General features: G+C 67.6%; 14 protein-coding genes. 7 read left to right on the forward strand and 7 right to left on the reverse strand.

The features are described from left to right. Positions 1-93: 93 nt before the first annotated feature. Together dinB and GKZ92_RS22370 are read right to left on the reverse strand one after the other, a co-directional pair. A complete protein-coding gene (dinB, locus tag GKZ92_RS22365) occupies positions 94-1,302 on the reverse strand; it encodes a DNA polymerase IV (protein WP_035753959.1) in 1,209 nt (402 codons plus the stop codon). A 66-nt stretch (positions 1,303-1,368) separates the two neighbouring features. Then, on the reverse strand, positions 1,369-1,806 hold the full coding sequence (locus tag GKZ92_RS22370; RefSeq protein ID WP_075863116.1) for a DUF309 domain-containing protein: 438 nt from the start codon (positions 1,804-1,806) through the stop codon (positions 1,369-1,371). A 130-nt stretch (positions 1,807-1,936) separates the two neighbouring features. Here GKZ92_RS22370 and GKZ92_RS22375 point away from each other — a divergent pair, with 130 nt between their 5' ends. Continuing rightward, positions 1,937-3,445 (forward strand): acyl-CoA synthetase, encoded by a 1,509-nt coding sequence (locus tag GKZ92_RS22375; protein ID WP_035754040.1) that lies wholly within the window; start codon positions 1,937-1,939, stop codon positions 3,443-3,445. Between the two features lie 97 nt (positions 3,446-3,542). Then, positions 3,543-5,258, forward strand: a complete 1,716-nt coding sequence (ilvD, locus tag GKZ92_RS22380; protein WP_035754038.1) for a dihydroxy-acid dehydratase — start codon at positions 3,543-3,545, stop codon at positions 5,256-5,258. Between the two features lie 37 nt (positions 5,259-5,295). On the opposite strand, the gene GKZ92_RS22385 is transcribed toward ilvD, so the two are convergent. Both GKZ92_RS22385 and GKZ92_RS22390 read right to left on the reverse strand, forming a co-directional pair. Continuing rightward, positions 5,296-5,718, reverse strand: a complete 423-nt coding sequence (locus GKZ92_RS22385; protein ID WP_155225647.1) for an organic hydroperoxide resistance protein — start codon at positions 5,716-5,718, stop codon at positions 5,296-5,298. A gap of 39 nt (positions 5,719-5,757) precedes the next feature. Then, positions 5,758-6,204, reverse strand: coding sequence for a MarR family winged helix-turn-helix transcriptional regulator (locus GKZ92_RS22390; protein ID WP_035753955.1), 447 nt, complete (start codon positions 6,202-6,204; stop codon positions 5,758-5,760). A gap of 134 nt (positions 6,205-6,338) precedes the next feature. Here GKZ92_RS22390 and GKZ92_RS22395 point away from each other — a divergent pair, with 134 nt between their 5' ends. From GKZ92_RS22395 to GKZ92_RS22405, 3 genes are read left to right on the forward strand one after another with little or no spacing between them, the layout of a single operon-like run. Beyond that, positions 6,339-8,174 carry a hypothetical protein gene (locus tag GKZ92_RS22395; protein ID WP_035753953.1) on the forward strand — a complete coding sequence of 612 codons (1,836 nt, stop codon included), beginning with the start codon at positions 6,339-6,341 and terminating at the stop codon, positions 8,172-8,174. Then, complete coding sequence (locus GKZ92_RS22400; RefSeq protein WP_035753952.1) at positions 8,171-8,425, forward strand: hypothetical protein; 255 nt, start codon at positions 8,171-8,173, stop codon at positions 8,423-8,425. Before GKZ92_RS22395 ends, GKZ92_RS22400 begins: the two co-directional genes overlap by 4 nt. Beyond that, positions 8,397-9,749, forward strand: coding sequence for a hypothetical protein (locus GKZ92_RS22405; RefSeq protein ID WP_035753950.1), 1,353 nt, complete (start codon positions 8,397-8,399; stop codon positions 9,747-9,749). The genes GKZ92_RS22400 and GKZ92_RS22405 overlap by 29 nt, the downstream gene beginning before the upstream one ends. Before the next feature lie 23 nt (positions 9,750-9,772). Here GKZ92_RS22405 and GKZ92_RS22410 read toward each other — a convergent pair whose 3' ends face one another. Then, positions 9,773-10,372: a hypothetical protein gene (locus GKZ92_RS22410; protein ID WP_035754037.1), complete on the reverse strand. Its 600-nt coding sequence runs from the start codon at positions 10,370-10,372 to the stop codon at positions 9,773-9,775. A gap of 229 nt (positions 10,373-10,601) precedes the next feature. Here GKZ92_RS22410 and GKZ92_RS22415 point away from each other — a divergent pair, with 229 nt between their 5' ends. Continuing rightward, complete coding sequence (locus tag GKZ92_RS22415) at positions 10,602-11,456, forward strand: SGNH/GDSL hydrolase family protein (RefSeq protein ID WP_035753948.1); 855 nt, start codon at positions 10,602-10,604, stop codon at positions 11,454-11,456. A gap of 12 nt (positions 11,457-11,468) precedes the next feature. Here GKZ92_RS22415 and GKZ92_RS22420 read toward each other — a convergent pair whose 3' ends face one another. Next, positions 11,469-12,062 carry a class I SAM-dependent methyltransferase gene (locus tag GKZ92_RS22420; RefSeq protein ID WP_006361099.1) on the reverse strand — a complete coding sequence of 198 codons (594 nt, stop codon included), beginning with the start codon at positions 12,060-12,062 and terminating at the stop codon, positions 11,469-11,471. 50 nt (positions 12,063-12,112) lie between these two features. Continuing rightward, positions 12,113-13,273, reverse strand: coding sequence for a MalY/PatB family protein (locus GKZ92_RS22425; protein WP_230461861.1), 1,161 nt, complete (start codon positions 13,271-13,273; stop codon positions 12,113-12,115). A 156-nt stretch (positions 13,274-13,429) separates the two neighbouring features. Here GKZ92_RS22425 and GKZ92_RS22430 point away from each other — a divergent pair, with 156 nt between their 5' ends. Continuing rightward, positions 13,430-14,221 carry an LLM class F420-dependent oxidoreductase gene (locus GKZ92_RS22430; RefSeq protein WP_035753946.1) on the forward strand — a complete coding sequence of 264 codons (792 nt, stop codon included), beginning with the start codon at positions 13,430-13,432 and terminating at the stop codon, positions 14,219-14,221. Positions 14,222-14,284: the final 63 nt, after the last annotated feature.

The raw sequence follows: 14,284 nt of genomic DNA on the forward strand, positions 1-14,284 counted from the left end.
CTTGAGCGCATAAGTATCGTTTCGCGCGTTTTGCTCACCTCCGCGATCGGTAGAAAGCGTGGGGACATGGCGCGCATGTTCTCTACGAGATTCCTAATCGGGGAGCATCGGTGCGTCGTCGCCGTGATGACGGCCGATGAGTACGGCCCGGGTGACGGAGTCCCGGCCGAAGCGATCCCGCAACAAGTCCATCGTGGCGTCGAGCTGTTCGGCATGATCAGTGTCGAAGGGCAGCGTCAGCTGGATGTTGTCGTGGTCGTCGAGATTGGTCAGCGACAACCCGACGAGGGTGCAGCCGCGCTCATGGATGATCGGCATCGCGTCGGCGAGGAGGCCGCGCGCCGACGCCATGATGAGGTCGGTGCGGTCCGTGGCCTCGACCAGGGTGCGCGACCTGGTCGCGCGGGTGAAGTCGTCGAAGCGGAGCCGGAGAATGACTGTGCGACAGACCCTTTCGGCGGACCTGAGTCGCCTGCCGAGACGTTCGACGATCGCGGTGATGGTCGCCTCGAGGTCGGCTTCGGACTTCGGGCGGCGACCCAGCGCACGCTGTGAACCGATCGACGAACGGCGCTTTCCGGTTTCTACGCGACGCGGGTCCTGCGCCAACGAGAGCGCGAAGAGGTGGCGACCCGCTCCTGATCCGACGATCGCACTCAGTGACCGCTCACCCATCTCGGCGAGTTGACCCACCGTCTCGACCCCGGCGTCGTGCAGCTTGGCCTCGGTCACCGGCCCGACGCCCCACAACCGACGCACCGGAAGAGGATGAAGGAAGGCGAGTTCGGTGCCGGGCGCGACGATCAGCAGACCGTCGGGCTTGCCGACGGCGCTGGCCACCTTGGCCAGGAACTTGCTGCGCGCGCCGCCCACGGTGATCGGCAACCCGACCTCGTCCCGTACGCGTTCGCGGATCGTCGTGGCGATGTCGTGCGGGGTGCCGCTGATCCGGCCCAAACCGCCGACGTCGAGGAACGCCTCGTCGACCGAGATTCCCTCGACGACCGGAGTGGTGTCGTGGAAGATGTCGAAGACCTCGCGGCTGGCCTCCATGTAGGCATCGAACCGGGGACGCACCACCACGGCGTCCGGACAGAGGGCGCGCGCCTCGTGCCCGGGCATCGGCGACCGCACCCCCTTGGCCTTGGCCTCGTAGCTCGCGGCCAGCACGACTCCCCCGCCGACCAGCACCGGACGTCCGCGCAAGGACGGATCGTCGCGCTGTTCGACCGATGCGTAGAAGGAGTCGAGATCGGCATGCAGGATCGTCGCCTCCTGGCGCTCCCGGCGCTCGATCCACATAGAACATATGTTCGCATACGGGTCCGACAACTCGGCCCTGCGGCGATGACACTCGGCCGGGCCACCTCAGGTCGGTTCGGACTCGTCGATCTCGTCGAGCACGCAGTCGCGGATCGCCTTCAGATCCATCTCGTACCTCACTCCGCCGGCGTTCTCGTACTCGACGAGTCGCGTGGCGGCCCGATCGTGGAGGCGGCGGGCACCGACAGCATTTCCGCGTCGATGATGCGTCAGCGCCACGCAGAGCTGGGCAAGCCCCTGCCACAGGGGACGTTCCTCGACCGGACAGGACTTCCATCGCGTCTCGAACACCTCGTGCGCGGAGAACGGCCGGCCGTCCTCGAGCAGCCGCCGCGCGAATGCGATCGTCTCGTGCGGTGGCAACGGCTCCTCGGGCACCGGCTCGACGCCCGCCGCACCGTACGGCAGCGGGCGACCCAGTTCGTCACGCGGCCGAGCCTGTCGGGCGCGACCGCCGGGATCCCGATCTCGGTCTTTTCCCATGGCCACATCTCCATCGCGTCGATCTCCGATTCGTGCTGTCCTTCGACTCTGACAGACGCCCTGGGCAGGTGCCGGACGCGGCAGGGGTGCTTGCATCACAACCCCCCTCGACCGTCATCCTGATGTGGTGATGACCCCCACTTCGAACACCGTCGACGGAGTGCTGCGCCGCACTGCCGCGAGATTCCCCGACCGCGCCGCCCTGCATTTCGGCGACGACTCCCTCACCTACCGCGAGCTCGACGACGCCGTGACCCGCGCCGCCGCGCACCTTCTCTCCCTCGGTCTGGCCAAGGGCGATCGCGTGGCCGGTTACGGCACCAACTCGCACGCCTACGTGATCGGCTACCTCGCCGCAGCGCGTGCCGGGCTCGTCCACGTGCCGATCAACTACGCCTTGCGCGCCGGCGAACTGAGCTACCTGCTCGAGCAGTCCGGCGCCCGGGCCGTGCTCGTCGACCCCGCTCTGACCGACAATCTCGACGCCGTCATCGACGTCGTGCCGGCCGAGTTCGTGCTCCCCCTGCGCGACGCCGACGACTCGCTGTTCACCATCGCGACCGCGGGAGGGGTTCCCCCACTCGACGTCTCGGTGGAGGACACCGACCTGGTGCAGTTCCTCTACACGTCGGGCACGACGTCGAAGCCCAAGGGCGCCATGATGACCCACCGCGCGCTGATCCACGAGTACACCTCGTCGATCATCGCGCTCGACCTCGACGCCGACGACAACCCGCTCATCTGCATGCCGCTCTACCACTCGGCGGGCATGCATGTGTTCATGCTTCCGTACCTCGCGGTCGGCGCCACGATCCGGCTGATGCCGGCACCCGACATCCCCGAGATCCTGCGGCTCGTCGAGGAACACCGGATCGGCTCGCTGTTCCTGGCACCGACGGTGTGGGTGCCGCTGGCCGCGCACCCCGACCTCGCGACCCGCGACCTGTCGTCGCTGCGCAAGGCGCAGTACGGCGCGTCGATCATGCCGGTCACCGTCCTGCAGCGCCTCCGCGAGCGCTACCCTGACCTCGGCTTCTACAACTGCTTCGGTCAGTCCGAGATCGGCCCGCTGGCAACGGTTCTCCGCCCCGAGGAGCACAACGCCCGCCCCGCCTCGTGCGGCCGTCCGGTCTTCTTCGTCGAAACCCGCGTCGTCGACGCCGACGGCAACGACGTCCCCGTCGGCGAGCCCGGCGAGATCCTGTACCGCTCACCGCAGCTGTGCCAGGGCTACTGGGACAACCCGACCGCCACCGAGGAGGCCTTCCGCGACGGTTGGTTCCACTCCGGCGACCTGGTCACCCGCGACGAGGAGGGTTACGTCACCGTCGTCGACCGCATCAAGGACGTCATCAACACCGGCGGCATCCTCGTCGCCTCGCGCGAGGTCGAGGACGCGATCTACACCCACGACGCCGTGGCCGAGGTCGCCGTCATCGGCACCCCGGACGAGAAGTGGATCGAGGCGATCACCGCGGTCGTCGTGCTGCGCGCCGAGGCCGTGGTCACCGAGGCCGAGCTGATCGACCACGTCAAGCAGCAGCTCGCGCCGTTCAAGGTCCCGAAGCTGGTGAAGTTCGTCGAGGAACTGCCGCGCAACCAGAGCGGCAAGCTCCTCAAGCGGGAGCTGCGCGCCTGAAATCGTCCGCTGTTCACCGAGATCAGGTTGCGTTTCGCCCCGCTCGCCGAGGGCAAACGCAACCTGATCTCGTCCGGGGACCACTACCGTGGACCACATGACCGAGCGCACGAGCACAGGCCACGAAGTCGACATCAAACCTCGCAGTCGCGACGTCACCGACGGCCTGGAGAAGACCGCCGCCCGCGGCATGCTCCGCGCGGTGGGCATGGGCGACGACGACTGGGCGAAACCCCAGATCGGTGTCGGGTCGTCGTGGAACGAGATCACGCCGTGCAATCTCTCGCTCGACCGCCTGGCCAAGGCCGTCAAGGACGGCGTGCACGAAGGCGGCGGATATCCGCTCGAGTTCGGCACCATCTCGGTCTCCGACGGCATCTCGATGGGCCACGAGGGCATGCACTTTTCGCTGGTCTCCCGCGAGGTGATCGCCGACAGCGTCGAGACCGTGATGAGCGCGGAACGGCTCGACGGCTCGGTCCTGCTCGCCGGCTGCGACAAGTCCCTGCCCGGCATGCTCATGGCCGCCGCCCGCCTCGATCTCGCCTCGGTGTTCCTCTATGCCGGGTCGACGCTGCCCGGCTACGCGACGCTGTCCGACGGCAAGGAACGCCAGGTCACCATCATCGACGCGTTCGAGGCGGTGGGTGCTTGCTCCCGCGGGCTGATGAGCCGCGAGGACGTCGACACCATCGAGCGCGCCATCTGCCCGGGTGAAGGCGCCTGCGGCGGGATGTACACCGCCAACACGATGGCGAGCGCCGCCGAGGCGCTCGGGATGTCGCTCCCGGGCAGCGCCGCTCCCCCGGCCCCCGACAAGCGTCGCGACCAGTTCGCCCGGCAGAGCGGGGCGGCCGTCGTCGAGTTGCTGCGCCGCGGGATCACCGCGCGCGACATCATGACCCGCGAGGCCTTCGAGAACGCGATCGCGGTGGTGATGGCCTTCGGTGGGTCCACCAATGCGGTCCTCCACCTCCTCGCGATCGCCAACGAGGCCGAGGTCGAGCTCTCGCTCGACGACTTCATCCGCGTCGGCGCACGCGTCCCCCACCTCGCCGACGTCAAGCCGTTCGGCCGGCACGTGATGACCGACGTCGACCGCATCGGCGGTGTGCCGGTGGTGATGAAGGCCCTGCTCGACGCCGACCTGCTGCACGGCGACTGCCTGACGGTGACCGGCAAGACCGTCGCGGAGAACCTCGCGCACATCGCGCCGCCGGATCCCGACGGGCAGGTCCTGCGCGCCACCAAGTCACCCATCCACCCGACCGGCGGCATCACCATCCTCAAGGGATCGCTCGCCCCGGAAGGGGCCGTGGTGAAGTCGGCCGGTTTCGACTCCGACGTGTTCGAGGGCACCGCAAGGGTTTTCGACCGGGAGCGCGCCGCGATGGACGCACTCGAGGACGGCACGATCACCGCAGGCGACGTCGTCGTCATCCGCTACGAAGGACCCAAGGGCGGTCCGGGCATGCGCGAGATGCTGGCCATCACCGGCGCCATCAAGGGCGCGGGACTCGGCAAGGACGTGCTGCTGATGACCGACGGCCGGTTCTCGGGTGGCACCACCGGACTGTGCGTCGGCCACGTGGCGCCGGAGGCGGTCGACGGTGGTCCGATCGCCCTCGTCCGCGACGGTGACCGAATCCGGCTCGACGTCGGGCGCGGCCTTCTGGACCTATTGGTCGACGACGCCGAACTCGAAACCCGCGCCAAGGAGTTCACTCCTCTGCCGCCGCGGTACACCCGTGGGGTCCTGGCGAAGTACTCGAAGCTGGTCACATCGGCGTCGCAGGGTGCCGTCTGCCGCTGACGGCACCCCCGGCGAGCCGCATTCCCAGGGAAACCGGTCAGTCGTCGACGACGATGACGTTGACGTCGATGTTGCCGGGGGTGGCGTTGGAGTAGGGGCAGACCTGGTGGGCGCGGTCGGCGAGGGCCTGCGCCTGGTCCTGAGGGAGGTCGGGGATGACGACCTCGAGCGTGACAGCGAGCTGGAAGCCGCCCTGCTCGTCGGCGCCGATACCGACCTTGGCCCCGACGCTCGAATCGCCGAGCTTGGCCTTGGCCTCGCGAGCCACCGCCTGCAGGGCGGAGTGGAAGCAGGCGGCGTATCCGGCAGCGAAGAGCAACTCGGGATTGGCGGCACCGCCGGCACCACCCATCTCGCGCGGAATGGCGAGGTCGGTGTCGACGAAGCCGTCGGTTGTGCGGACGTGCCCGTTGCGCCCCGCGCCGGTGGCCAGGGCTTCTGCGGTGTAGAGGGTGTTCATGATCGTCTCCTTCGACGGTTGGTGATGACGGACTCTTGATCAGTTACGCGGCTGTCTGCCGCGCGCCTGATCGGTGACCTTGTGCGCCAGCGCATGCAGCGTCGACGCCTCGTCGTACGTGAGGTCCAGGTTGTCCACCAGGCATCCTTGGATCCGGCCACCCTGGCTACGCAGCGCATCCCCTTTCGGGGTCAGGTGGACATGGACCACGCGGGCATCCTCGACCGAGTGTTCGCGGGTGATGTGCCCGGCCCGCTCGAGACGCCGTAGAAGCGGCGACAACGTGCCGCTGTCGAGCTGGAGCCGCTCGCCCAGATCCCGCACGGTGAGCCCGTCGTGTTCCCAGAGGGCGAGCAGAACGAGGTACTGGGGGAACGTGAGACCGAACTCGGACAGCACTTCCCGGTAGAGGCCGGTGACAGCCCGGGTAGCGGCATACAGCGAGAAACAGAGCTGTCGGTCGAGCGGCTCCGGATTGGTGGGCACCCCCAAAACAGTAGTGCACAACTTAATTGTGCACAACCTAAGTTCCTTGTCGGCGGCGGCAGCGCCATGCGTCTCCGGGTCGCAGTTTGATCGACGGCCTTCCGGGACATGACCAAGATGTGCATACTTCGTTCATGACAACAAGCGATGTCACGGACCTCCGCCTCGCTGCCGAGGGCGGAGGAGCGGCACTCGACCAGGTGTTCCTGATGTCCGCAGCAGCCGGAGTGGTGTCCATCGGACTGCTCTGGATTGGCTACCTGCATCGCACGCACAAGATCACGTGGCTGACCACCCTCGCCGAGTGGGCCGCGCGCCGCGTCAACCGGCCACCGTGGGCGGCCCTGCCGATCTTCCTGTTCACCAGCACCATCATCTGCGCCCTGTTCGGCTTCCTCTGGGACGTCAGCCTGCACATCGGTGACGGCCGCGACGAGGGACCGCTCGCCAACCCGGCGCACTACTTCATCCTGGTCGGCCTGTTCCTGCTGTTCATCTCCGGCATGCTGTCGGTCTTCCTGCCCTTCGAGAAGCCCGGACGCTCCGCGATCAGGATCACCCGCAACTGGTACGCACCGGTCGGCGGAATCCTGTTGGCAGGCTGCGGCTTCTACGCCCTGCTGGGCTTCCCGCTGGACGACGTCTGGCATCGCATCTTCGGTCAGGACGTCACGCTCTGGGGTCCGACCCACCTGATGCTGATCGGCGGTGCAGGACTGTCCCTCATCGCGGTCGTCATCCTCGACCGCGAGGGCAGGGCCGCGATGGGCGCCGACCTCCCGCCGGACGGACGAGGACAGTGGATTGTCCGCTGCCTCGCCTTCGGCGGCCTTGTGATCGGCATGTCGGTCTTCCAAATCGAGTACGACTTCGGCGTCGAGCAGTTCCGGCTCGTGCTGCAGCCGATGATGATCGCCGGTGCCGGCGCATTCGCGCTCGTCGCCGCGCGGATCAGCCTCGGACCGGGCAGTGCGCTCGTCGCCGCGGTGTTCGCGATCCTGCTGCGCGGTGTGGTCGCGGTCGTCGTCGGGCCCGCGCTCGGTGCGCCGATCAACGTGTTCCCGCTGTACCTCGGCGCGGCCGTGGTCATCGAACTGCTCGCGCTGACGCCGCTGTTCAAGCGGCGCGTGCTCTTCGGCGCGGTGGCGGGCCTGGGCGTCGCGACCGTCGGACTCTGGATCGAATCCTGGTGGATCGCGGCCGCTTACCCGTTCCCGTGGGTGACCGGCATGTGGGGAGAGGCCCTGGCCATGGCCATCCCGGTGGGCGTGGCCGCGGGTCTGTGCGGTGCCCTGCTCGGCATCGTCTCGGTCGGTGAGCGCCTGCCCCGACGCTGGATCAGCATCACCGCCGTCGTGCTCTCGGTGGTGGTGATCGGCGGTGCCGTCGCGAACGGTCTGCGCGTCTCCGTGCCGGCGGACATGACCGCACGAGTCGTCCTGACCCCGGCCGGAGCGAACGACGCGGCCGAGCAGAACGTCACGGCCGAGGTCTTTCTCGACCCGTCGGACGCGATCAGCGGCGACCCGGAGTGGGTGACGCTGATGTCCTGGCAGGGCGGCATCGACAACGATCGCGGCATCGTCATCGACCGGCTCGAACGCGTGGGCCCCAACCAGTTCCGGTCCACCGAACCGATGCCGGTGTCGGGATCGTGGAAGACGATCCTCCGTGTGCAGGACGGCACCACCATGGCCGGTGTACCGGTGTATCTGCCGGCCGACCCCGCGATCGGCGCGGAGGGGGAACCGGCGCAGCAGACATCGACGAAGCCGTTCGTCGCGGAGATCTCGATCCTGCAGCGTGAGCGCACCTTCGACTATCCGTCGTGGCTGTTCGGTGCCGCGTCGCTGGTGGTGCTGGTGTGCTCGCTGCTGCTCATCACCGCGTTGTCGTGGGGAGCCGGTCGGGTCAACTCCCGCGAGACCACCACGGGCGCACGGGAACCCGAATTGCAGCCGCAACGATGATCACCGCCGCACCGGAGATGATGGTCCATCACCTCGCCACGCATCCCTTGATCCTGGCGCTGCCCGCGGTGATCCCGGCGTTCATCCTGGTGGGCGTCATCGTCGCGATCGCGATCCACGACCGTCGTCGTGGCGACGACGAGGACGCTCCGGACTCCGACGAGCCCACCCACTCCGACGCGGATACCGGCTCCACCGTCCCACCGACCCGGAACGAGGCCGATGACCCCGACCGTGAGGCCGACGTCTGACACCCTGCTCGCCCACGGTCTGGGCGGTTCGGAGTACCTGCCGGTCCCGCTGACCGCGGTGCTGATCGGCGGCGCCTGGGCTCTGACGATCTCCTTCGCGGTGATCGCATTCGCCTGGCGCACACCGCGATACGGTCGATCTGACGCCGGGCGCGAACTGCCGTCGTGGGTTACGGCCACCGTCGACAATTCCTGGGTTCGCGGCCTGATCGCCGGTGCCGCCCTGGTACTTACCCTGTGGCTGGTGCTTGCCGCGTTCGGCCCGGACACCGACGAGAACCCGCTTCCCGGAGCGTTCTACGTGCTGTTGTGGGTCGGGATGACGGTGCTGTCGGCGCTCATCGGTCCGGTCTGGCGGCTCCTGTCGCCGATCCGAACGGTGTTGCGCGTCGCGGGCGCCGCCCTCGGCCCGCGGGCTGTCGGCCGGAAGGTCTATCCCCGTCGTCTGGGCTGGTGGCCGGCCGCGTTCGGCCTGTTCGCCTTCGTCTGGCTGGAACTGGCCTCGCCGGAGCCGGGTTCGGTCTCGGCCGTGCGACTCTGGTTGCTGTGCTATCTCGTGATCACCCTCGCCGGCGGCATCGTCTGTGGACTGCGGTGGACCGACAACGCCGACCCGTTCGCCGTGTACAGCACCGTCGCGTCCCGCCTCGCCCCGTTCGCGAAGAACGCCGACGGCAAGGTGATCGTGCGGAGTCCGATGAACTCGCTGACCACCCTGCCGGTTCTTCCCGGAACCGTCACCGTCCTGGCGATCCTGCTCGGCTCCACCGCATTCGACAGCTTCTCGGCAATCCCGCTGTGGCAGGAGTTCGTCGACGAGCGGTCCGACGGTAGCCAGGTGAGCGCGACCCTGCTCTCGACCGCCGGTCTGCTGGTGTTTTTCGGCGTGGTCGCGGTGACCTTCTGGTCGGCCGCGCGCGCCGTCGGCGGGGTGGGACCCGACCGGCGACGCCGCCTACCCGGTCTGATGGCGCACTCACTCATCCCGATCGTGATCGGCTACATCCTCGCCCACTACCTGCAATCACTCGTCGAACAGGGACAGGAAGCGCTTCTGGCCCTGGGCGATCCGCTGGGACTGGGATGGAACCTGTTGTGGCTGAGCGACGCCCACCCGGTGTACATCATGTCGGATCACCCGACCGTCACCGTGACACTCAAGGTGCTCTTCGTGGTCGGCGGCCACATGATGGGCGTCGCGGCGGCCCACGACGCCTCATTGCGGCTTCTCCCCCGCCGACACCAGCTGACGGGCCAGCTCACGATGATGGTGACGATGGTCTGCTACACCTTCCTCGGGCTGTACCTGCTGTTCGGCGGGTAGATCCGGCCCCGGCTGGCGAACAGCTATAGACCGAGAGTGCCGAGGTCGAGCGACCCGAAGTCCAGCGAACCGTTCGAGCTGCGACACCCGTCGACGACCAGTTTCTGCGGTGTCGGTAGACGATCAGCGGTCTGAGGTCCGGTCTTGATCCGGAACCAGATCGTCTTCGTTCCGTCCGACGAGGGTTCGGGCGCGCCGGTCACCGTCTTGAGGTCGATCGTCCGCTCGGTGACGAAACCGTCGGGTTGGGCGTTCCGATTGTACGGATTGCCATTCCCCCAACTCGGAACTCCCGGACCGAGACCCGAGGTCAACGCCGGTGAATCTCCGACCCACCGCGCAATCGGCCATGGGATACCCGACACCTCACGCCACGGGGCGGACATCTCGGCCGGAATGCTCGTCGCGTTCACCATGGCCGGGTCGTTCTCCTGCTCGAACCACCAGTCCGGCTGGAAATAAGTGGAATTCGTGTAGTTGGTGATCTTGATGGTAGCCGTACAGTCTCCGTTGGAGACCCCTTGCAGTGTCAGTCCGCCCGGAGCGGCGGATGCTGTTCCGGCACCGGTAATTCCACCGGCCGCCACGCCAGTCGCCAGCACAGCCGCGCACAGAGCGCGCATCGATGATTTCCTCATGAGCCCTCCCGAAAGGCGCAGGCACGTTTGTCGGTTTTGATCCCCCTGCGCCGACGTCACCGTAAGTCGAAAGGGAAGCGACACGTGCGGTGTTCAGCGATTACGTCTGATCAAGGGACAATGTCCGAGTCGCTTGATGTCGAGGACATCTCGGTTCCCTCACGAAGCAGTCACCGCGAGTTCACTCGAGTACACAGGCGGACACTCTCGACCCATGCGTCTACATCGTCGAGCAACAACACTAGCCCTGGCGTTGGCCTCCGCTGCCGGACTGATAGCGGGGGCAACCGCGGTTGCGGTCGCCGACGATCCGACCGAGTACGTGGCGCTCGGGGCGTCGTTCTCGGCAGGCGTCGGTATTCCCTCTTCGGTTCCGGGATCGCCGAGCGGCTGTGGACGGTCCACCAACAACTTCCCGCGTCTGGTCGCCGAGGAGGAGGGCTACCGACTCAGGGACATGAGTTGTGGTGGCGCCCAGACCCGACACCTCACGACGAGCCAAACCGCCGGCCAACCGCCACAGTTCGACGGCCTGAGCTCGACGACCGATGTCGTCACCATGCAGATCGGTTACAACGACGGCAACGTCTACTCGGGCAGCATCGCCGACTGCTCGCAGACTGCTTCGGGCGGCTCACAACTCGCGCCCTGTGAAGCCCGCACCCTCGGTCGGTACTCGGCCGAGATCCAACTGTCGGCCGCGAAGATCGCCACCGCCATCGCAGGGATCAAAGACCGAGCCCCGGCCGCGCGGATCCTGGTCGTCGGCTATCCGGCGGTCTACCCGCAACAGGGCAACTGCCCCGGACGAAACCCGTTCTCCGCCGAGGACACCGCCTTCCTCGACCGTCTCGAAGTCGAGCTGAACACCATGCTGAAGACTCAGGCCCAGCTGGCCGGCGTCGCGTTCGTCGACACGTACGGCCCCAGCGTCGGGCACGATTCCTGCAAGTCCCAGTCCACGAGGTGGGTCGAACCGTACACGAATCCCGTTGGCGCACTGCGGCTACATCCGAACGCCAAGGGGCATCAGCAGGTTGCGAAAGCGGTACTCGCCGCCCTCGACTGACCCGCGCGCCCGCTACCGGCCGGCTCGTCGAGCCCGGAACACCATGTCGTGCGTGTGATGACCGCGGCCTGCGGCTTTGCCCCGCTCACGCGTCTCGTCGGTGACGATCTCCCAACCGTCGCCGAGGAGTTCGGCGAAACCGCCCGGCTGCACGTAATCGTCCGGCTCGAACCCGTGCGCTCGCACGCCCTCCGGTGCATGCGCGACGACGAGCAGCGAACCTCCCGGGCCGACAGCGTCGACGAGCTTCCGCGCGACCTCGAGCTCCTCGACGAGGATCGGGAAGTAGTGCAGCGCGACGAGACCGTAATCGGCACCGGGGACTGGATCGACGACGAGATCGGCGCGTGTCCACGTGATCGGCAGTTCGCCACTGATCTCGCGTGCCCGGTCGAGCGCCACCTGTGAGATGTCGACAGCGGTCACCTCCCAGCCGCGTTTCGCCAGCCAGCGGGCGTCGGCGCCCTCCCCCGACCCGACGTCGAGCGCGGTGGTCGGCGTCAGGTCGTTCGCCTCGATGATCAGCGCGGGGTTGACGTCCGCGGTCCACAGCCGCTCGGCATTGCCGTATCGCTCATCCCATTCTGCGGCCCGCTCGTTGTCCATTCGGAGATTCATAGCAGTTGGCCGCGGCAGCAGGCGCGGTTTCGCCGCTATCAGTCGGGCGGGTTGTCGACGACGCGCGCGATCCGTCGGATCGCCTCGGTCAGCACCTCCGGCGAACACGCGACGTTCAACCGCGCGAAGCCGTTGCCCTGCGAACCGAACGCGGGCCCGTAGTGCAGCGCGACGCGGCCGTGTTCGAGGATCGGGAGGCCCGGGTTATCGCCGAGCCCGGCGTCGCGGAAGTCGAGCCACGACAGGTACGACGCACTCGGTCGGGTATAGCCGACACCCGGAAGATGCTTTGCCAGAAGGTGATCCAGCAGATCGAGACTCTCGCCGATTACCTCGAGGATGGCGTCGAGCCACTCGTCGCCGTGAGCGAAGGCGGCCTCGGTCGCGGCGCGGCCGAGGATGGGGGTGCGGTACTGCACCTCGTCGGGCTGACGTGCGACGATCGCCCGGGTCGCATCGGAGGTGGCGACCATCAGCGCACACTTGGCGCCGGCGAGGTTGAACGCCTTGCTGGCCGAATGCGCAGCGATGCCCACCTCGCGCGCGGCGTCGCTCACCGCGGGGAACGGGACGAATCCCACCCCGGGATGGACCAGCGGCGCGTGGATCTCGTCGCTCACGACCGTCGCACCGTACGACGCCGCGAGCTCGGCCAGCCGCGCGAGATCGGATGCGTCGTGGACCAGACCCACCGGATTGTGCGGGTGACACAACAAGACTGCCCGCGCACCCGCCTTCAGCGCTGTCTCGATGCCGTGGAGATCCATCCGCCACCCCGGGTCGTCGAGCAGCGGCACCTCCACGACGGTTCCGCCGGCCTCCGGGATGAGCTCGAAGAACGGTGGATACACCGGCGGCATCAGGATGACACCGTCGCCCGGACGTATCGCCGTCCGCAACGACTCGACGATCACGACGCTCACGTCGGTGGTCAGCGTGACGTCGTCGGCGCTCAGCTGCCAGTCCCACCGCCACTCGGCGAAACCTGCGAAAGCCGTTCCCACACCGCCCGAGTCGCCGGCGTAACCGACATCGGACGCCCGGATGCGGTCGATCATCGCCTCCGCGACCACCGGTGCGAGCTGGTAGTCCATCTCCGCGATGAACAGTGGCAGGACGTCGTCGGGGTGGGTCGACCACTTCGAGCTGGTGCGGCGTCGGAGTTCATCGAGGGACGGAGCGGCGGGCCTGGGTGTCACAGGCTCTTTGGTACCACCCTTCGAGACGGCCCTCCGCAAGCTCCGGGCCTCCTCAGGGAGCAGAGGACACGTCAGCCCCCAAGCTCCGGGCCTCCTCAGGGAGCGCGGGACCATAAGACGTCGACGCCGACGCCGTAACCAGGCAGACTGGTCGCCATGGCCTTTCCTCTTCGTATCGGTGTCCAGATCCAGCCCCAGCACGCCCCCGAGTACGGCCTGATCCGGGACGCGGTCCGTCGCGCCGAGGATGCGGGCGTCGACGTCGCCTTCAACTGGGATCACTTCTACCCCCTCTACGGTGCTCCGGAGGGTGAACATTTCGAGTGCTGGACGATGCTCGGTGCGTGGGCGGAACAGACGTCGCGGGTGGAGATCGGCGCGCTGGTGACCTGCAACTCCTACCGCAATCCGGAGTTGCTCGCCGACATGGCCCGCACCGTCGACCACATCAGCGGCGGCCGTCTGATCCTCGGTGTCGGCGCCGGCTGGTTCCAGAAGGACTACGACGAGTACGGCTATGAGTTCGGCACCGTCGGCTCGCGCCTCAACGACTTCGGGGCGGCACTGCCGCGCATCAAGTCGCGTCTGGGCAAGCTGAATCCCGCACCCACCCGTGACATCCCGATCCTCGTCGGCGGCAGCGGCGAGAAGAAGACGTTGCGCTACATCGCCGAGCATGCCGACGCCTGGCACGGCTTCAACGACGTCGAGCAGTACCGCCACAAGTCGAAGGTCCTCGCCGAGCACTGCGCCGCGGTGGGACGCGATCCGGAGACCATCGAACGGTCGTCGGCGGTGCAGTTCGACGGCGACGTCGACGCCATGCTCCGCGGTGCCGACTCGCTGGCCGATGAGGGCATCAGTCTGCTCACCGTCGGCGTGACGGGCCCCGACTACGACCTCACCGCCGTCGAGGCCCTGTGCCGGTGGCGCGACGCTCGACGCTGAGCACGTGCCGGTACCGATCGAGGTCAAGGACGGACATACACTCACCCGAATGCGGCGGCTGGT

It is taken from the genome of Gordonia sp. 135, from assembly GCF_009720185.1.
GTDB lineage: Bacteria > Actinomycetota > Actinomycetes > Mycobacteriales > Mycobacteriaceae > Gordonia > Gordonia alkanivorans.

What these genes read in the sequence shown, in the direction of transcription:
- GKZ92_RS22400 (WP_035753952.1), top strand. Translation starts at nt 8,171, where the DNA reads ATGATCACCGCCGCACCGGAGATGATGGTCCATCACCTCGCCACGCAT.
- GKZ92_RS22370 (WP_075863116.1), bottom strand. Translation starts at nt 1,806, where the DNA reads ATGGGAAAAGACCGAGATCGGGATCCCGGCGGTCGCGCCCGACAGGCT.
- GKZ92_RS22415 (WP_035753948.1), top strand. Translation starts at nt 10,602, where the DNA reads ATGCGTCTACATCGTCGAGCAACAACACTAGCCCTGGCGTTGGCCTCC.
- GKZ92_RS22395 (WP_035753953.1), top strand. Translation starts at nt 6,339, where the DNA reads ATGACAACAAGCGATGTCACGGACCTCCGCCTCGCTGCCGAGGGCGGA.
- GKZ92_RS22420 (WP_006361099.1), bottom strand. Translation starts at nt 12,062, where the DNA reads ATGGACAACGAGCGGGCCGCAGAATGGGATGAGCGATACGGCAATGCC.
- GKZ92_RS22375 (WP_035754040.1), top strand. Translation starts at nt 1,937, where the DNA reads ATGACCCCCACTTCGAACACCGTCGACGGAGTGCTGCGCCGCACTGCC.
- GKZ92_RS22430 (WP_035753946.1), top strand. Translation starts at nt 13,430, where the DNA reads ATGGCCTTTCCTCTTCGTATCGGTGTCCAGATCCAGCCCCAGCACGCC.
- ilvD (WP_035754038.1), top strand. Translation starts at nt 3,543, where the DNA reads ATGACCGAGCGCACGAGCACAGGCCACGAAGTCGACATCAAACCTCGC.
- GKZ92_RS22385 (WP_155225647.1), bottom strand. Translation starts at nt 5,718, where the DNA reads ATGAACACCCTCTACACCGCAGAAGCCCTGGCCACCGGCGCGGGGCGC.
- GKZ92_RS22410 (WP_035754037.1), bottom strand. Translation starts at nt 10,372, where the DNA reads ATGCGCGCTCTGTGCGCGGCTGTGCTGGCGACTGGCGTGGCGGCCGGT.
- GKZ92_RS22405 (WP_035753950.1), top strand. Translation starts at nt 8,397, where the DNA reads ATGACCCCGACCGTGAGGCCGACGTCTGACACCCTGCTCGCCCACGGT.
- dinB (WP_035753959.1), bottom strand. Translation starts at nt 1,302, where the DNA reads ATGTGGATCGAGCGCCGGGAGCGCCAGGAGGCGACGATCCTGCATGCC.